The sequence below is a fragment of the Chromobacterium sp. ATCC 53434 genome (assembly GCF_002848345.1).
Taxonomy (GTDB): domain Bacteria; phylum Pseudomonadota; class Gammaproteobacteria; order Burkholderiales; family Chromobacteriaceae; genus Chromobacterium.
Genome location: NZ_CP025429.1, coordinates 4,815,565 through 4,831,060, shown reverse-complemented (window position 1 = coordinate 4,831,060; position 15,496 = coordinate 4,815,565). Strand labels below are relative to the sequence as shown.

18 protein-coding genes are annotated in these 15,496 nt (G+C 63.8%); 9 read left to right on the top strand and 9 right to left on the bottom strand.

What is annotated here, in order from left to right; genetic code table 11:
* Window positions 1-39: 39 nt before the first annotated feature.
* Together pyrI and pyrB are read right to left on the bottom strand one after the other, a co-directional pair.
* On the bottom strand, window positions 40-498 hold the full coding sequence (pyrI, locus tag CXB49_RS21595) for an aspartate carbamoyltransferase regulatory subunit (protein WP_101710280.1): 459 nt from the start codon (window positions 496-498) through the stop codon (window positions 40-42).
* 24 nt (window positions 499-522) lie between these two features.
* Window positions 523-1,443 carry an aspartate carbamoyltransferase gene (pyrB, locus tag CXB49_RS21590; protein ID WP_101710279.1) on the bottom strand — a complete coding sequence of 307 codons (921 nt, stop codon included), beginning with the start codon at window positions 1,441-1,443 and terminating at the stop codon, window positions 523-525.
* 372 nt (window positions 1,444-1,815) lie between these two features.
* On the opposite strand from pyrB, the gene CXB49_RS21580 reads away from it, so the two are divergent.
* Window positions 1,816-3,030, top strand: coding sequence for an HD-GYP domain-containing protein (locus CXB49_RS21580; protein ID WP_101710277.1), 1,215 nt, complete (start codon window positions 1,816-1,818; stop codon window positions 3,028-3,030).
* 369 nt (window positions 3,031-3,399) lie between these two features.
* Here the strand turns inward: CXB49_RS21580 and CXB49_RS21575 are convergent, their stop codons facing one another.
* Window positions 3,400-4,125 (bottom strand): 16S rRNA (uracil(1498)-N(3))-methyltransferase, encoded by a 726-nt coding sequence (locus CXB49_RS21575; protein ID WP_101710276.1) that lies wholly within the window; start codon window positions 4,123-4,125, stop codon window positions 3,400-3,402.
* A 105-nt stretch (window positions 4,126-4,230) separates the two neighbouring features.
* Here CXB49_RS21575 and CXB49_RS21570 point away from each other — a divergent pair, with 105 nt between their 5' ends.
* Window positions 4,231-5,016 carry an inositol monophosphatase family protein gene (locus tag CXB49_RS21570; protein WP_199406916.1) on the top strand — a complete coding sequence of 262 codons (786 nt, stop codon included), beginning with the start codon at window positions 4,231-4,233 and terminating at the stop codon, window positions 5,014-5,016.
* Here CXB49_RS21570 and CXB49_RS21565 read toward each other — a convergent pair whose 3' ends face one another.
* From CXB49_RS21565 to CXB49_RS21550, 4 genes are all read right to left on the bottom strand, one after another.
* Window positions 5,017-5,364 carry a DMT family protein gene (locus CXB49_RS21565; RefSeq protein ID WP_101710274.1) on the bottom strand — a complete coding sequence of 116 codons (348 nt, stop codon included), beginning with the start codon at window positions 5,362-5,364 and terminating at the stop codon, window positions 5,017-5,019.
* A 213-nt stretch (window positions 5,365-5,577) separates the two neighbouring features.
* Complete coding sequence (locus tag CXB49_RS21560) at window positions 5,578-6,912, bottom strand: SGNH/GDSL hydrolase family protein (RefSeq protein ID WP_233492886.1); 1,335 nt, start codon at window positions 6,910-6,912, stop codon at window positions 5,578-5,580.
* A 230-nt stretch (window positions 6,913-7,142) separates the two neighbouring features.
* Window positions 7,143-8,156 carry a class I SAM-dependent rRNA methyltransferase gene (locus CXB49_RS21555; protein ID WP_101710273.1) on the bottom strand — a complete coding sequence of 338 codons (1,014 nt, stop codon included), beginning with the start codon at window positions 8,154-8,156 and terminating at the stop codon, window positions 7,143-7,145.
* Window positions 8,157-8,265: 109 nt separating this feature from the next.
* Entirely contained in the window at window positions 8,266-9,618 is a 1,353-nt protein-coding gene (locus CXB49_RS21550) for an SGNH/GDSL hydrolase family protein (RefSeq protein WP_101710272.1), read from the bottom strand.
* Between the two features lie 230 nt (window positions 9,619-9,848).
* On the opposite strand from CXB49_RS21550, the gene CXB49_RS21545 reads away from it, so the two are divergent.
* Both CXB49_RS21545 and CXB49_RS21540 read left to right on the top strand, forming a co-directional pair.
* Complete coding sequence (locus tag CXB49_RS21545; RefSeq protein ID WP_101710808.1) at window positions 9,849-10,724, top strand: HD domain-containing phosphohydrolase; 876 nt, start codon at window positions 9,849-9,851, stop codon at window positions 10,722-10,724.
* 72 nt (window positions 10,725-10,796) lie between these two features.
* On the top strand, window positions 10,797-11,735 hold the full coding sequence (locus tag CXB49_RS21540; protein ID WP_101710807.1) for an alpha/beta hydrolase: 939 nt from the start codon (window positions 10,797-10,799) through the stop codon (window positions 11,733-11,735).
* Window positions 11,736-11,924: 189 nt separating this feature from the next.
* Here the strand turns inward: CXB49_RS21540 and gmhA are convergent, their stop codons facing one another.
* Window positions 11,925-12,509, bottom strand: coding sequence for a D-sedoheptulose 7-phosphate isomerase (gene gmhA / locus CXB49_RS21535; RefSeq protein WP_101710271.1), 585 nt, complete (start codon window positions 12,507-12,509; stop codon window positions 11,925-11,927).
* Window positions 12,510-12,579: 70 nt separating this feature from the next.
* Complete coding sequence (locus tag CXB49_RS21530; RefSeq protein WP_101710270.1) at window positions 12,580-13,338, bottom strand: helix-turn-helix transcriptional regulator; 759 nt, start codon at window positions 13,336-13,338, stop codon at window positions 12,580-12,582.
* Between the two features lie 322 nt (window positions 13,339-13,660).
* On the opposite strand from CXB49_RS21530, the gene CXB49_RS21525 reads away from it, so the two are divergent.
* The 5 genes from CXB49_RS21525 to CXB49_RS21505 are packed head-to-tail and all read left to right on the top strand — an operon-like array spanning window position 13,661 to window position 15,491.
* Window positions 13,661-14,080, top strand: coding sequence for a Mor transcription activator family protein (locus CXB49_RS21525; protein ID WP_101710269.1), 420 nt, complete (start codon window positions 13,661-13,663; stop codon window positions 14,078-14,080).
* A 28-nt stretch (window positions 14,081-14,108) separates the two neighbouring features.
* The gene (locus CXB49_RS21520) at window positions 14,109-14,513 is read left to right on the top strand and encodes a M15 family metallopeptidase (RefSeq protein ID WP_101710268.1); all 405 of its coding nucleotides are present in this window, start codon (window positions 14,109-14,111) and stop codon (window positions 14,511-14,513) included.
* 2 nt (window positions 14,514-14,515) lie between these two features.
* The gene (locus CXB49_RS21515; RefSeq protein ID WP_101710267.1) at window positions 14,516-14,737 is read left to right on the top strand and encodes a hypothetical protein; all 222 of its coding nucleotides are present in this window, start codon (window positions 14,516-14,518) and stop codon (window positions 14,735-14,737) included.
* Complete coding sequence (locus tag CXB49_RS21510) at window positions 14,734-15,297, top strand: hypothetical protein (protein WP_101710266.1); 564 nt, start codon at window positions 14,734-14,736, stop codon at window positions 15,295-15,297. The genes CXB49_RS21515 and CXB49_RS21510 overlap by 4 nt, the downstream gene beginning before the upstream one ends.
* Window positions 15,294-15,491, top strand: a complete 198-nt coding sequence (locus tag CXB49_RS21505; protein WP_101710265.1) for a TraR/DksA family transcriptional regulator — start codon at window positions 15,294-15,296, stop codon at window positions 15,489-15,491. Before CXB49_RS21510 ends, CXB49_RS21505 begins: the two co-directional genes overlap by 4 nt.
* The last annotated feature ends 5 nt before the right edge of the window (window positions 15,492-15,496 follow it).

The following is a 15,496-nucleotide window of genomic DNA, read 5'->3' as shown; positions in this document are numbered from 1 at the left end:
TTTTTCTTGATATGTCTCTATTCCCACCCTTTGTACGACTTAGCGCACTTCTGCAACAATATCTCTACTGAACACCTTTTCGCAATACTTGCACTTCATTTTTGTGTCATGCGCCAGCGTTTTCACGTAGAAAAAGCTTGTCACCGGCTCATTATGCGAAATGCAATTTGAATTAGGGCAGGAAAAAATGCCCTCGACCGCGTCCGGAAGGGTCAATTTGTGCTTTTTGACCACTTCGAAGTTGTCGATGACATTGACTGTCGCTTTCGGCGCGAACAGGGCCAGCTCGTTGGCCTGCTCCTCGGTCAGCGCCACGTTCTCCACCTTGATCAGGTCTTTGTTGCCCATGTGCCGGCTGACCAGATTGAGGCCGACGGTGACGCGCTCGCCGCTTTCTGCCAGCTTGAACAGGCGCAGGATCTTCACGCCCTGGCCGGCCGGGATGTGGTCGATCACGGTGCCTTGCTTCAGCGCTTCCACGGTGCGGGTATATTGCATGGTCTCTATCCTTTTCTTGCCTGATTACACGGTCTCGTTCAGTACCAGCGACAGCAGCGCCTGGCGCGCGTAGACGCCGTTCTTCGCCTGCTCGAAATAGTAGGCGTGCGGCGTGGCGTCGACGTCGGCGGCGATCTCGTCGACGCGCGGCAGCGGGTGCAATACCTTCATGCCCGGGCGGGCGTGCTTCAGCATGTCGGCGCGCAGCGCGTACTGGCCGCTGATCTTCTTGAACTCGGCCTCGTCGAAGCGCTCGCGCTGCACCCGGGTCATGTACAGGACATCCACCTCGGGAATCACGTCCTCCAGGCTGTCGACCACCGTGTACGAGACGCCCTTCTCATCCAGCTCCTCGCAGATGTAGTCCGGCATCGCCAGCGCCTCCGGCGCGACGAAGTAGAAGCGCGCGCCGAACAGCGACAAGGCCTGCGCCAGCGAGTGCACGGTGCGGCCGTACTTCAGATCGCCGGCGAAGGCGACGGTCAGATTCTCCAGGCGCCCCTGGGTCTCGCGGATGGTGAACAGGTCGAGCAGCGTCTGGGTCGGATGCTGATTGGAGCCGTCGCCGCCGTTGATCACCGGCACCGCCGAGAATTCGCTGGCCAGCCGCGCCGCGCCTTCCTTCGGATGGCGCATCACAACCGCGTCGGTGTAGGAACTGATGATCTTGATCGAGTCGGCCAGCGTCTCGCCCTTCTTCGCGCTGGTATTGCCGCCGTCGGCGAAGCCTATGATGTTGCCGCCTAGGCGCTGCACCGCGGTTTCGAACGACAGCCGGGTACGGGTGGACGGCTCGAAGAAACAGCTGGCGACCAGTTTGTCCTTCAGCAGGTCGCCGCGCGGGCTTTGCTTGAGGCGAGCGGCGGTATCCACCACCAGTTCCAGTTCCTCGCGGCTGAAGTCGGGTATGGAGATGATGTGTTTCCGATAGAGTGGATTGGCCATGGTCGCTGTCCTCGTGTTGGCGGTTGCGGGCGAAAAAAAAGCCCCTGGCGGCAGGGGCTTTTTTTTCGGGAATGCGGGCACGTCGGGAACGGCGACGGACGGGAACGCCGCCGCGCCACCCATACGGGTGCCGGCCATGCCGCTGCGCTGTCGTTCCATCTGTTTCATTACCGCTGTCCCGAACAAAACTGCGGGAATATATCCTGATATCCCCCTAGTCGACAAGATGGCTGGCCCATGGTTCCGGCCCGCCGCCCACTGGCCGAATGTCCGCTCCGCATGCGATCGGTCCTTGCAAATCGCCGCTCGCCGGATGATGCTTGTAGAAAAGGGCCTCCCCATTCACCCGCAACTCAGCCCGAAGCACCGGCCATGATCAAGTGCATCAATATCAATGATCTGAAGATCGGCATGTACATCCACGATCTGAATTGCGACTGGATGTCCCATCCCTTTCTGGTCAACCGTTTCCTTGTCAGCAAGGAAGGCGAGATTCAGAAAATCATCGACGCCGGCATCCACGAAGTCTATATCGACACCCGCAAGGGACTGGATGTGCCGTCGGCGCCGACCGAGGGCGAGGTGCGCAAGCAGCTGGAGAGCGAACTGATCGAGATCGCCAGCCGCAACCGGACCGTGGAGCGCAAGGTGGAGGCCAGCGAGGAATTCGGCCGCGCCCAGTTGATCCACAACGAGGCCAACCAGATCGTGCGCGGCATGCTGCAGGACGTGAGGCTGGGCAAGCAGGTGGTGCTGGAACAGATGGAGCCGCAGGTGGAGAAACTGACCGGTTCCATTCTACGCAACGGCGGCGCCCTGCTGTCGCTGTGCCGGATCAAGGACAAGGACAACTACACCTTCCAGCATTCGGTCAGCGTAGGCGCGTTGATGGTCAGTTTCTGCAACGGGCTGAACATGAGCAAGGAAGTGATACATCACGCCGGCATCGGCGGCATGCTGCACGACATCGGCAAGATGCGGGTGCCCGACGACATTCTCAACAAGCCGGGCAAGCTGACCGAGCAGGAATTCCAGGTGATGAAGTGCCACGTCGTCGAAAGCCAGAAGATCCTGCACGCCACCAAGGGCATTTCGGAAACGGCGGTGCTGGTGGCCGGCCAGCATCACGAGCGCCACGACGGCAGCGGCTATCCGGCCGGGCTGAAGGGCGAGGAGATTTCACAGCTGGGACAGATGGCGGCCATCGTCGACGTCTACGACGCCCTCACCTCCGAACGCTGCTATCACCAGGGCATGTCGCCGACCGACGCGCTGCGCAAGATTTACGAGTGGTCGAAATTCCACTTCAACCCGGAACTGGTGCAGGCCTTCATGCGGGTGATAGGCATCTATCCGATCGGCACCCTGGTGCGGCTGGAGAGCGGCCGGCTCGGCGTGGTGATCGAGCAGAACGACAACAACCTGGTTTCGCCCAAGGTGAAAGTGTTCTTCAGCACCAAGAGCAACACCCACATCCCGCCGGAAATCGTAGACCTGTCGCGCAAGATGGGCTTCGGCGGCGGCGACCGCATCGTCAAGCACGAGTCGCCGGAGAAATGGCACATCGACCCGCTGCGCTTTCTGTAGGGCGCGTCACCCCACAGGGGCGACGCACCGCAAATACGACGCACCGCGTTTCCAATCGAGCACCCATCGCCTGCCCACGGCTACATCGGCGGTGCGTCGCCCCGTTGGGGTGACGCACCCTACGGTTGTCTGCTGATACCGCCCGCATCGCCGCCATTTCGGCACGCACAACGCGCGGCCCCACTCGTAGGGTGCGTCACCCCGCAGGGGCGACGCACCGCAACAGCGACGCACCGCGTTTCCAATCGAGCACCCATCACTTGCCCACGGCTACATCGGCGGTGCGTCGCCCCGTTGGGGTGACGCACCCTACGGTTGTCTGCTGATACCGTCCGCATCGCCGCCATCTCGGTACACACAACACGCACCCTACCTGTAATCGCCCCACACCGCCTGCATCGCCGCCACCGCTGCCAGCGCCGCCGTTTCGGTGCGCAGGATGCGCGGTCCCAGCTTCAGCGGCGTCCAGCCGGCGGCCAGGGCCGCGTCCTCCTCCTGCGCGGAGAAGCCACCCTCCGGCCCCGCCATCAGCCAGCTGCGCGCCGGCCGTTCGGCCAGTTCGCTCAAGCTCTTATCGCCGCGCGGCGACAGGATCAGCCGGATGTCGGCTTCCAGGCGCTGCGCCAGCCATTCGTTCAACGTCAGTATCGGCAGCACCTGCGGCACGGTGTTGCGGCCGCACTGTTCGCAGGCGGAGACCACGATCTCCTGCCAGCGCGCCACCCGCTTGTCGGCGCGTTCGCCGCTGAGCTTGACCACCGAGCGTCCGGCGGCGATGGGCTGAAACACCGCCACGCCCATTTCCACGCCCTTCTGCAGCGTGAATTCCATCTTGTCGCCGCTGGATATACCCTGCGCCAGCCCCAGCCACAACGGCGTTTCACGTGAAACGTCGTCGAAGCGCTCGATCACGCAGTGGGCGTCGCGCTTCATCACCGCGCTGAGCGCAGCCTGCCACTCGCCGCCGCGGCCATTGAACAAGGTGATGGCGTCGCCGGCGTTCAGCCGCAATACTTGGATATGACGCACCACAGCATCGGGCAGGGACAGTTGCTGGCCGACCACGAGTTCGGCATCTAGATAAAACCTTGGCATCGGATATTGAAAGTCGCTGTTGATACCGGTATTTTGCTAGGTTTGCTCCATTCGGCAAACCGCTTTCGCGCCGAAACCGCGCAAACAGGGAGAAACAGGATGCAGGTGCTCGAACAGGTGATGCAGCTGGTACGCGACGTGGCCGCCGAAGAGGTGATGCCGCGCTTTCTGCGCGTCGGCAAAAGCCGCAAGGACGACGGCACCTTGTTCACCGAGGCCGATCTCGCCTGCCAGCAGGCGCTGCAGCGCAGCCTGCCGGACATCCTGCCGCATCCGGTGCTGGGCGAGGAAATGGAACGCGACGAGCAGGACGCGCTGTGGAACGCCAACCGCGACGGCCTGTGGGTGGTGGATCCGATAGACGGCACCACCAACTTCGTCAACGGCCTGCCCTATTTCGCGATCTCGGTCGGCCTGATGGCGAACGGCAGAAGCGAGCTGGGCGTGATCTACAACCCGGTGTCGGACGAGATGTTCTACGCCCGCCGCGGCCAGGGCGCCTGGTTGAACGGCCAGCGGCTGCCGCTGAAAACCGTCAACAACTGCATAGGCGACGCCATCGCCAGCGTCGAGGTCAAATACCTGCGCTCGGGCAAGCTGGCCGCCCGCATCGGCAGCGTGGCGCCGTGCGGCAGCCAGCGCAATATGGGTTCCAGCACGCTGGACTGGTGCTTCCTGGCCGCCGGCCGCTACGACCTCTATCTGCACGGCGGCCAGCGGCTGTGGGACTATGCCGCCGGCGCCGTCATCGCCGAGGAGGCCGGCGCCCGCCTGGCCAGCCTGAACACCGACGATTACTGGAACGACGTGATCTGGAAACGCTCGGTGGTGGCCGCGATCACGCCGGAGCTGTTCGCGCAGTGGCACCGCTGGGTGCGCGCGAATCAGTAATCAGCCGCGAAACATGAAGTAGACCGCGCCGACCAGGCACAGGCCGGCCCAGACGTAGTCCCAGCGGAAGGGCTGGTCCATGTAATAGATCGCGAACGGGATGAATACCGACAGCGAGATCACTTCCTGCATGATCTTCAGCTGGGACAGGCTGAGCTGGCCGTAGCCGATGCGGTTGGCCGGCACCTGCAGCAGGTATTCGAACAGGGCGATGCCCCAGCTGAGCAGCGCGGCGAGGTACCACGGCCTGCCGGCCATATTCTTCAGATGGCCGTACCAGGCGAAAGTCATGAACAGATTGGACAGAATCAGCAACAGCGGCGTCTGCCAGAATGCGGCGGGAGGCATGGGGAATTCCTGAAGCGATAAGCACCCGTCTGCCGGATGCGGAGATTCAACGCAGGCGATTCCCGTTCGGGATCGCTTCCTTCTTGTTGTCGGCCTGGGCGCCGCGCTCCGGCGGGATTTCGGTCATATTCTCTCTTTCGCGCAAACGGACGGGGCCCGACCGGGCCCCGTTTTCCGTCCATCATCGCGGCTTCGCCGCCGCTCGCGTCAAGCTTAGCGTTTGCGCGCCTGCGCCGACAAGTTCAGATCCTGCTTGCGCAGGAAGTCGGCCACCATCTGGCCCAGCAGCAGATGGGTATGCGTGGTCGGGTGCAGATTGTCCCAGAACACGAAGGCGTCGGCGTTCGAACACTCAGGCCGCGGCGTCTGCGGCAAGACGTACGGCAGGCTGGCGTTGGCCGCCACGTTCAGGCACGGCTGCGTGGTGTTGCTGACCTGATACTTGGCCGGATTGCTCAACAAGTCGTTGAACATGCCGTAGGCGTCGAACAGCCTGAGCTTCAGCCCGGCGCCATGCTTCTGCTGCAGGCCGGACACCAGCGTAGCCAGCTTGGCGTTGTAGTCCTTGACCTGCTGCGCCAGTTGCGGCGCCTTGCCGCCGGCGGAGCCGGACGGCGTGCGCGACAAATCGGGCAGGGTCAGCACCACGATATTGCGGCCGCCGGCGGCGATCACCTTCTCCAGCGCCTTGCCCTGATCGGCGATCACCTGGTCGACGGCCCTGCCGTAGTTGAGCAGGTCGTTGCCGCCGATCAGCATCGTGAACAGGGTGTTCTCCGCGCGATAGCCCGGCGCCTTCTGCATGTACTGCGACCACGAATCCACTTGCTGCAGCAGGCCCGGCACCACCAGGTGGCTGTCCGCGGCCGAACCGCCTATCGCCCAGTTGTACAGCGGCAGCTTCAGCTGATCGGCCAGGTGCTCGACCCAGACCCGACCGTTGCTGAAGCGGCCGATATACCAGCTGCTGGCGATCGGCAGCCGCCATTGCGAGGCGCCGTACATGTTCTGGGTGTCGGACAGGCTGTCGCCGAACACCACCATGCGATTGATCGCGTTGCCCTGGCCGGCGCCGTCCAGCGTCCAGATCGTATGGTTGTACGACATCGCGTTGTTGGCGGCGGCGAACAGCGCCAGCGGGCGATTGATGCCCTGCTTCGCCAGCGTCTGCTGGCAGACCGAGCGCAACGCGTCCTGGCTGGTGTCGCTGTAGAACATGTTCTTCAGCGCGACGAAGCTGCCCGACCACCAGTAGCCGTTGACCCGGTAGTAGTCGCCGCTGGACGGATCGGTGGCCCAGACATAGGTGGTTTGCGGCTGGTTGGCCGCCGGACTCTTGCGGTAGTAGCAGCGCAGATAGGTGTAAGTGGCGCTGCCCGGTTGCGGCTTGGCCTGGCCCGAAGCGGCGCGCGTCTCGCTTTCGGACAACGGTTTGCCGGCCGAAATCACGCCGTCCAGCTCGTCGCTGGGCTGCGCCTCCGACTGGGCCTGCGCCTGGGCGCAGGCCATCATGCCTGCCAGCAAGGACAGAACGATGGTTTGTTTCATGTATTCACCCGATACCTTGTTTGTTATGTGTGGAATGCCCGTCGTTGCCATCCGGTCGCGGTTAAGGCTCCGCGCCGGCCAGGGCTTCCTGTCAAACAGAATACCAGCCGTTTACATTTAAAATAAATTGTTAATTTTAAACAATTAAACCAGATCCAATGTCTATCCCCCTACTGCCGACCATGAAAAAAGCCGCGACTTCGTCGCGGCTTTTTTGTTGAGAATGCGTCTCAAACACTAAGCAGAACAATCTTCAGCGGGGGTTTGCCGTCGCTGCTGGGGAAGTCCTCGTCGGGTACGATCCACTCGGCGGAACGCACTTCGCGACCGGCCTTGGCAGCGCTGCGCTTCAAACTTTCCAGCCAGGCTTCACCGTCCACTTCTGCAACATTATTGCAACAAACCAGCATGCCGCCGGCCGCGGTGGCGAGCAGCGCCGGCTTGAACAAGGCCTGGTAGTCGTTGACCAGGTCCACCACGCCGAACAGGCTCTTCGAGTAGCGCGGCGGATCCAGGAACACCAGATCGAACTGGCGCGGCTCCAGCTTCGGAAACGGCGGCATCTTCTTGCCGCGCACGCGGTCAGGCTGACCGATGCCGGACAGCTGGCGCACGGCGGCGAACACATCGCTGTGCAGGCAGCGCGGCCGGGTGGCCAACAGGTTCAGCTTGGCGTTGGCGCGGCCGACGCTGAGGCTGGATTCGGCGAAGTCGACGTTCAGCACGAAGCTGGCGCCGCCCTTGGCCGCCGCCACGCCGACGCCGCAGGTGTAGGCGAACAGATTGAGCACGCTCTTGCCTTCGGCCAGCTGCATCACGCGGCGGCGCGCGGCGCGCAGATCGAGGAACAACCAGGGGTCCTGGCCCTTGTGGCGCGCCTGGTAATGGAAGGCCACGCCGTTCTCGCGAATGGCCACGTCCTGCTCCGCCACCGCCTGTTCAGCCAGCGGCAAGGCGTTGCGGATGCGGGAATGCACCTCGCTGCGGTCGTTGTACACCAGGGCCAGTTCCGGCAGCGTCTGCCGGTAATGCGCGCGGATTTCCTCCAGCTCGGCGTCGGTCAGCGGCTGGTGGAAGGTCTGCACCAGGATCTGTTCGCCATAACGGTCGATGGCGAGGCCGGACACGCCCTCCACGCTGCCGTGGAACAGGCGGTAACAGTTGGTGTCTTCGGCGGCCAGGCGTTCGATCAGCGCGGCGCGCGCCGCGTCGGCGCGGCGAAGGAGTTCGGTCAGGGTGGACATGGGGGCTTTCGATTACGGTTCGGCCGGGCCGCGGCGAAACGCCGCGGCCGGATCAAAACCGAATTGTAAGCCCTGGCGGGCGGCACGCCAAACGCCGCCCGTTCTCGTGTCAGCGCGCCCTCCTCAACATCGGCATCGCGCCGGATGCGCCGAGGAAGTCGGCCACCGCGTTGCCCAGCAGCAGATGGGTGTGGGTGGTCGGGTGCAGCGTGTCCCAGAACACGAAGCTGTCCGCGTTGGTGCAGTTGGAACGCGGCGACTGGCTCTTCATATAGTTCAGCGACGAATCGGTGTTGATGTTCAGGCAGGACTGGGTGGTGTTGCCGACCTGATACTTGGCCGGATTGTTCAGCACATCGCCGAACAGCGCATAGCTGTCGAACACCTGGATGTTGGCGCCGTACTGCTGACGCAGCGAGGCCGCCAGCGCGTCAAGCTTCTGGTTGTAGTCCTGCACCTGCGCCGCCACCGTCGCGCCGTCGTTCCTCAGCTGGAACACCGGCGCGCGCGACACGTCCGGCAGCTTCAACAGCAGGATGTTGCGGGCGCCGGCGCCGAGCAGATTGCTCAGCGCCTGCTGCTGGCCGGCGATGACCTTGTCCGGCGTGCTGCCGTAGTTGACCAGATCGTTGCCGCCTATCCACATCGTGAACAAGGTGGTGGCCGGATTGTAGTTAGGCGCCTGCTGCATGTATTGCTGCCACGACTGCACCTGCTGCACCACGCCCGGAATCACCAGTTTCTGCGTCGACACGCCGGCGCCGCCGATCGCCCAGTTGTACAAGGGCAGCTTCAGCCGCGACGCCAGGTATTCGACCCAGACCTGGCCATTGCTGAAATGGCCGATATACCAGCTGTTGCGGTTCGGCAGCGTCCATTGCGAGGCGTTGTAGACGTTCTGGTTGTCGGACAGGCTGTCGCCGAAAGCGATGATCTTGTTGATCGTCGGTCCCTGGCCGGCGGCGTCGTTGCTCCACACCGTGTAGTTGTACGACATCGCGTTGTCGGCGGCGAACACCATCGCCGGCTGCTGTTGGATGCCCTTGGCCGTCAGCGTGCTCTGGCAGGCCGCGCGCAACGCGTCCTGCGACACGTCGCTGTAAAACATGTTCTTCCATTCGAAAACGCCGCTGGACCACCAATGGCCGTTCAGGCGGTAGTAATCGCCGCTGGACGGGTCCAGCGCCCACACGTAGTCGGTGCTCGGCTGGGTATTGCCTGCGCCGGTGCGGTAGTAACAGCGCAGATAGGTATAGGTGGCGCCGCCGGGCGTCGCGGCGGCGGCCATGCGCGCCGTGGCCGCCGTAGCAGGCTTGGCCTTGGGCAGGCCCTGCTTCAGCAGCGCTTCGCGGCTGAGCGGACCGGACGGCGAAAGGATGTGGCCGTAGCGCGGATCGGGCTGGCCGACATCGGCATAGGCCAGCGAGGACAGGGCGAGGCCCAACAGCAACCATGATTTCATTCTTTCTCCTCCTTGATGTGTGTAATGACACGACGTCACGCCTAGTAATGACGTGTTCGTTTACATTAGGAAGAGAATATGAATTTTGTATATGGCAAATCATGACGTTACGGTAAAAATTAGATTAAACGCTCGAATGACTGTCTCGCCATCGCCAGCGCAGCATCGCCGGCACGGCCCGGCGCGTATGCCATAGTGAAGTGTTGCCCACCGACCGCCGCGAGGACGCCATGCAAGCCAGCCGCGACCTGCTGAAGACCCTGTACACGATGGCGATGCTGGTGGAAGCCCGCGATGCCTATACCGGCGGCCATTTATGGCGCGTATCTCGCTACAGCCAGCTGTTGGCCGAAGACCTGCAACTGCCGCAGCCTGAGGTGGAAAGAATCGCCCTGGGAGGTTTTCTGCACGATCTGGGCAAGATAGGCGTGCCGGACGCGGTGCTGAACAAGCCGGACAAGCTCAGCGACGAGGAGTACGCGGTGATCAAGACCCACCCGCGCGTCGGCGCCGAACTGCTGCGCGACCATCCGCTGGCCGAGTTGGTGATAGACGCGGTGCTGAGCCACCACGAGACGCCGGACGGCAACGGCTATCCGCAGCGGCTGGCCGGCAAGGCCATCCCGCTGGCGGCGCGCGTCGTCGGCATCGCCGACGCCTTCGACGCGATGACCAGCACCCGTCCGTACCGCCAGGGCATGCCGCGCGACCAGGCGCTGGCCATCATCGGCGACCGGCTGGGCAGCCAGTTCGACCGCGAGCTGGGGCAGCGCTTCATCGCGCTCGGCCACAACGGCAAGCTGGACCACGTGCTGGGCCACAGCCAGCCCGGCGTGCCGATGCAATCCTGCCCAGGCTGCGGCCCCATCATCGCGGTGCCCGGCGACGCCGAGGACGGCGAGGACATCTTCTGTCCCGGCTGCGCCGGCGGCTATCGACTCAGCCGCGGCTCCGGCGCGCTGTCGCTCAGCCCGACCGGCCGCAGCGATCCGGTGCAGGCGCGGCAGCCGCGCGCCGACGACAGGCTGATCGAGTCGTTGCTGCGCGACAGCCGCCAGCTGCGCAGCCGCGGCAAACCGGGCCTGCTCGAGCTGCTGTTCGGCTGAGGCGTTGTCGAAGAAATGTCAATGGTATAGATTGAAATCATCACGATGCACGGCAAGCGACAGAGACAGACCATGCAAAGGCTACACCCCAATCTGCGCCCCTGGCTGGACGAGTACAACCGCACGGCCCGCCAGAAGGCCGATGCCGGCTACAAGGCCACCGCCATCGGCGCGCGCGAGGCGCTGGCTGAGCTGAGCCGCCAACAGGTGCCGCCGGGTCCGGATATCGCCTGGGTCAACGACGACCTGGTGCCCGGCCGCGACTACAGCGTGCCGGTACGTATTTATCACCCGGCGCCGGCGCGGGCATTGCCGGTACTGGTGTTTCTGCACGGCGGCGGCCACATGGCCGGCGGCGTCAGCGTCTACGACGGCATCAACCGCCGGCTGGCGGCGGCCAGCGGCCACATCGTGGTGGCCGCCGAATACCGGCTGGCACCGGAGAACCCCTATCCGGCCGGGCTCAACGACGCCTTTTGCGTGGCGAAGGGAATCTGGAAAACGCTGGACGAACGACGGCTGCCCTACTTGCAGCGGCTGTCGCTGGCCGGCGACTCGGCCGGCGGCGCTTTATGCGCCAGCGTCAGCGGCAAGGCGCAGCACGACGCCTCATTGCCGATCATGCGCCAGGTGCTGATCTATCCCTGTGTCGACTACACGCTGACCCAACCGTCGGTGGCCGAAAACGGCAACGGCTATTTTCTGACCGCCACGCGCGCCAGCTGGTACTTCGACCAATATTTCCAACACGCGGAGGACCGCCGCGAGGCATCGCCGCTGTACTGGGACTTCAGCCCGCGGCTGCCGGCCACGCTGGTGATCACCGCTGGCCTGGACCCGCTGCGCGACGAAGGCCTGCTCTACGCCGGCCGGCTGCAATCGGCAGGCGTGGCGGTCGAGCATCTGCGACTGGACGACCAGATGCACGCCTTCCTGAACATGGAGGCGCTGGTCCCGGAAGTCTGCACGCTGGTCTACCACCGCATCGGCGCCTTTCTCAACGCCGCCTGACGCAGGTGCGCTGAAGCCGGTCAGCTTCGCGAACGCGCGCCGCCCCGCGCATGATCGAGCCTGAAGCCGGCTCACCACCGGCTCCCGGACGGCTGCGCGCCCCGCGACGCCGGCACCATCCTCCCGGCTCTGCGCCAACGGAAAACGGCCCCTAAGGGCCGTTCTGCTCGCGAAAAACCATAAACCGGATCAGTAGTTTTCCGGGAAGAAATGGCGCTCGGTCAGTTCGATCAGGATGTGCAGCACCTTGATGTGCAGTTCCTGGACGCGGTCGGCGTATTGGCCGCCCGGCGTGTTGACGTAGACGTCGGCCAGCGGCTCCAGCTTGGTGCCGGCGCGACCGGTCAGGATGATCACCTTGACACCCATTTCCCGCGCGGTCTCCGCGGCGCGGATGATGTTGCGGCTGTTGCCGCTGGTGCTCAGGCCCAGCAGCACATCGCCGGCGCGGGCGTGGCTTTCCAGGTAGCGGGCGAAAATCTCGTCATAGCCATAATCATTGCCGACGCAGCTGATGTGGCTGGGATCGCTGATCGCGATCGCCGCCATGCCGCGGCGGTTGTTGCGATAGCGGCCGGTCAACTCCTCGGCGAAATGCATCGCGTCGCACATCGAACCGCCATTGCCGCAGGAGAACACCCTGCCGCCCGCCGCCAGCGCGTCGATGATGGTCTGGGCGGCCGCCTCGATGCCGGCCAGACCCTGCGGGTTCGCCAGCAGCGCGTCGAGCGCGGTCTTGGCTTCGGTCAGGCTGGTCCGGATGTGGGTCTGCATAGCTTCTTGTCCTGTCTGAATATCTGAAAGTCTGGCTGCTTAGTATACACCGCAGCCCAAACGTTCCCGTTCAGGCGATCTGCCGGCCAAACCACACCACCCGCCCGATCACCTCGAATTCGCCGGCGGTCCGGACCAGGTCGACGGTAAAGGTCTCATACAAGGGATTGGCGCTTTTGACCTGCACCGCGCTGCCCGGCAGGCGCTGCAGCTGCTTGACGAAAATATCGTCGCCGATGCGGATCACGAACAGGCCCTCTCCCGGATTGCGCTCGGCGGTGTTGACCAGAATGGTGTCCCTGTCCTCCAGCACGCCGCTCATGCTGTCGCCCTTGACGCTGAGCACGGCCAGATCCCGCGGCGACGCGTTCAGATAGTTCTTCACCCAGTAACGGCGGAACGCCATATAGAACATCGGCTGCTCGGCGCTCGCGCTGGTTCCAAAACCGGCCGACGCCTTCAAGTTATAACGCGGTATGAAACAGAACTCCTCGTGCACGCCAGCCGGTACGAAATGGTCGTCGCCGTCGGCCCGAAGCGGAGGGGCAAGCGGCGCATCCATCTCGGCACTCGACGGCGACGCGGCGTGGATGTCTTCCGGCTCCAGCCATACCGGCTCATCGCCGTACAACAGCCATTCCAGTCTGCAACCGCAGCTGTCGGCGATCTTGCGCGCGGTCGCGGTCCTTGGCACGCCGCCCTTGTACCACATATTGGTGAACGAGCCCTTGTTGATGCCGATGCGCGCGGCCCAGGCATAAGGCTTTTCGGAACCGATCAGCAGTTCCAGGCGATGCCGGAAGTCGGAATGCTGCACAGAATCATCCATTTGGAACTCCTTCAGTAAGCAAGTACGGCTGCAGCGGCCGTCGATAGTACCATTTTCTCGTCATATCGGCGATTGCAACTGACATCGGTAGTGACATCCGCTAGCTTGATAAGTTCAAAACACAGGCATAGAATGGCAATCGAACTGCATAAGTAGTTCTACTATCTAGTTGGACTACTCAATTTAGCACTAAAATTCATAATGAAAATATAAAAAGTTCCAAAAATTTCCACCGTGCTGCTCGCTAACCGCTTTGGCGAATTATAACTTATTTAGAACTTGATGTCTGCCAAGGCTATTTGGGAACCCAGGAGTCTCCGTGATGAACACTAATGCGCAATTCCCCGTCCTGCCCTCCACCATGCAACTGGTGGCCAATCTGATCGGCATGCCGCGCACGCTGCAACTGGTGCAGGCGCTGGGCGGCACGACGCTGCCCTTCTCCAAGAACCAGAGCCGCGCCGGCCAGCTGCGTTTCGCCGCGCTGGTCGAAGTCATCGGCCAGGACGCGGCCGAACAGCTGACCCACCACTTCGGCGGCGACATTCTCTACATCCCGCGCTGCAGCCAGGCACTGCGCCAGGCGCGCAATCAGCAGCTGATCCGCGACTTCGACGAGTTGCTGATCGAAGGCCTGGGCGCCAACGAGGCGGTAGGCCTGCTGGCGATGCGCTACCGCCTGAGCGATCGCATGATCTGGCGCGTGTTGAAAACCCCGCCGGCGCCGAACGAAGTGCACTGATCTTCCATCCCGCGCAGGAGAACGCCGCATGGCCAGCCGCGCCATTTCCGATCTGCATCCGCAACTGCAACCGCTGGCCGAATCCTTTCTCCGCCGCTGCCGCGACCAGGGCCTGGACCCGCTGATCCTCTGCACCTGGCGCTCGGCCGAAGAACAGGAGGCGCTGTACCAGCTGGGCCGCGGCAAGCCCGGCGCCGTCGCCACCGATGCCCGCCCCGGCCAATCCGCCCACAACGCCATGCTCTATGGCAGCCCGGCAGCCCGCGCTTTCGACGCGATGCCGCTGCTGGCCGGCAAACCGGTCACCGATCCGGAACACCCCCACTGGCACGCGATGGGCGAAATCGCCGAAGCGCTCGGCCTACGCTGGCACGGCCGGTCGGCAACGCAGCCGCACGAACTCCCACACTTCCAACTTCCGCTGGAGATCTGAACATGCATCCCGCCGACTTGCTGCGCAATCCGCACAGCCGCCGCCTCAGCCACAGCCGGCTGTGGGCCAACGTGGCCTGCGCCGCCGCCACCGCGATGTTCATCCGCGACGGCTGGCGCGGCACCCTGACGCCCGACATCTGGCTGATCTACCTGGGCGTGGTCGGCGGCTATTCCGCCTCGCTGCGGATGATCGCCGCCTATCGCAACCGGAGCCAGCCATGATCAGCCTTCCCGCGTTGCGGCTAACCGCCTGTCTGCTGCTGCCTGTCGTCACAGCCGCCGCCGGCTATGCCGCCGGCCACGCGCAAAGCGAGCGCTACTGGCAGGCGGCGCTGCAGGCCCGCGTCGGCGCGTTGCAGACCGCGCGCGCCATCGAAATCCAGCGGCAGCAGGCCGACGCGCTGGCCAGCCAGCAAGCATGGCGGCAGCGCGTCGACCAGCTGGAAAGCCGCGTGCTGGTCCAGCAGCAGACGCTGCAGCAATGGCAAAACCAACAAGCCCGGAGAATCGACGATGCCACACGCCACGACGGCGACCGCTTTACTGGCCTTGGCCCTGACAGCCTGCGCCTCTACCGCCAGCTCCTCGGCTATTCCGCCGAGCTGCCCGGCGCCCAGCCCCTATCTGCTGGCGCTGCCGCCGAAGCCGCCGGCGCCGATGCCGGGCTACCGGCGCCCGACCTCCTCGCCCATGCCGCCGACTACGGCGCCTGGTGTCAGCAACTGGAGCAGCGTCTCGTCGCCCTGAAACAACTCTACCCCGCACAGGAACCCACACCATGACCGACTTCTTCGATCGCGCCAGCGAGCTGGAAACCGAATTCCGCGAACAGGCGCTGGCCCGCCACTTCCAGCAATGGCAGCAAAGCGGCCTCAGCCACTGCGAGGACTGCGGCGATCCGATTCCCGACTCCCGCCGCGTGGCCATTCCCAGCTGTACCCGTTGCGTGCTGTGCCAACAACTGACCGAAAAGTGAGGGTT

Coding starts and splice junctions, on each gene's coding strand:
- CXB49_RS21520 (WP_101710268.1), top strand. CDS start 14,109: ATGGCCAGCCGCGCCATTTCCGATCTGCATCCGCAACTGCAACCGCTG.
- CXB49_RS21505 (WP_101710265.1), top strand. CDS start 15,294: ATGACCGACTTCTTCGATCGCGCCAGCGAGCTGGAAACCGAATTCCGC.
- pyrI (WP_101710280.1), bottom strand. CDS start 498: ATGCAATATACCCGCACCGTGGAAGCGCTGAAGCAAGGCACCGTGATC.
- CXB49_RS21550 (WP_101710272.1), bottom strand. CDS start 9,618: ATGAAATCATGGTTGCTGTTGGGCCTCGCCCTGTCCTCGCTGGCCTAT.
- pyrB (WP_101710279.1), bottom strand. CDS start 1,443: ATGGCCAATCCACTCTATCGGAAACACATCATCTCCATACCCGACTTC.
- CXB49_RS21530 (WP_101710270.1), bottom strand. CDS start 13,338: ATGGATGATTCTGTGCAGCATTCCGACTTCCGGCATCGCCTGGAACTG.
- gmhA (WP_101710271.1), bottom strand. CDS start 12,509: ATGCAGACCCACATCCGGACCAGCCTGACCGAAGCCAAGACCGCGCTC.
- CXB49_RS21525 (WP_101710269.1), top strand. CDS start 13,661: ATGAACACTAATGCGCAATTCCCCGTCCTGCCCTCCACCATGCAACTG.
- CXB49_RS21555 (WP_101710273.1), bottom strand. CDS start 8,156: ATGTCCACCCTGACCGAACTCCTTCGCCGCGCCGACGCGGCGCGCGCC.
- CXB49_RS21515 (WP_101710267.1), top strand. CDS start 14,516: ATGCATCCCGCCGACTTGCTGCGCAATCCGCACAGCCGCCGCCTCAGC.
- CXB49_RS21540 (WP_101710807.1), top strand. CDS start 10,797: ATGCAAAGGCTACACCCCAATCTGCGCCCCTGGCTGGACGAGTACAAC.
- CXB49_RS21545 (WP_101710808.1), top strand. CDS start 9,849: ATGCAAGCCAGCCGCGACCTGCTGAAGACCCTGTACACGATGGCGATG.
- CXB49_RS21575 (WP_101710276.1), bottom strand. CDS start 4,125: ATGCCAAGGTTTTATCTAGATGCCGAACTCGTGGTCGGCCAGCAACTG.
- CXB49_RS21510 (WP_101710266.1), top strand. CDS start 14,734: ATGATCAGCCTTCCCGCGTTGCGGCTAACCGCCTGTCTGCTGCTGCCT.
- CXB49_RS21560 (WP_233492886.1), bottom strand. CDS start 6,912: ATGAAACAAACCATCGTTCTGTCCTTGCTGGCAGGCATGATGGCCTGC.
- CXB49_RS21580 (WP_101710277.1), top strand. CDS start 1,816: ATGATCAAGTGCATCAATATCAATGATCTGAAGATCGGCATGTACATC.
- CXB49_RS21565 (WP_101710274.1), bottom strand. CDS start 5,364: ATGCCTCCCGCCGCATTCTGGCAGACGCCGCTGTTGCTGATTCTGTCC.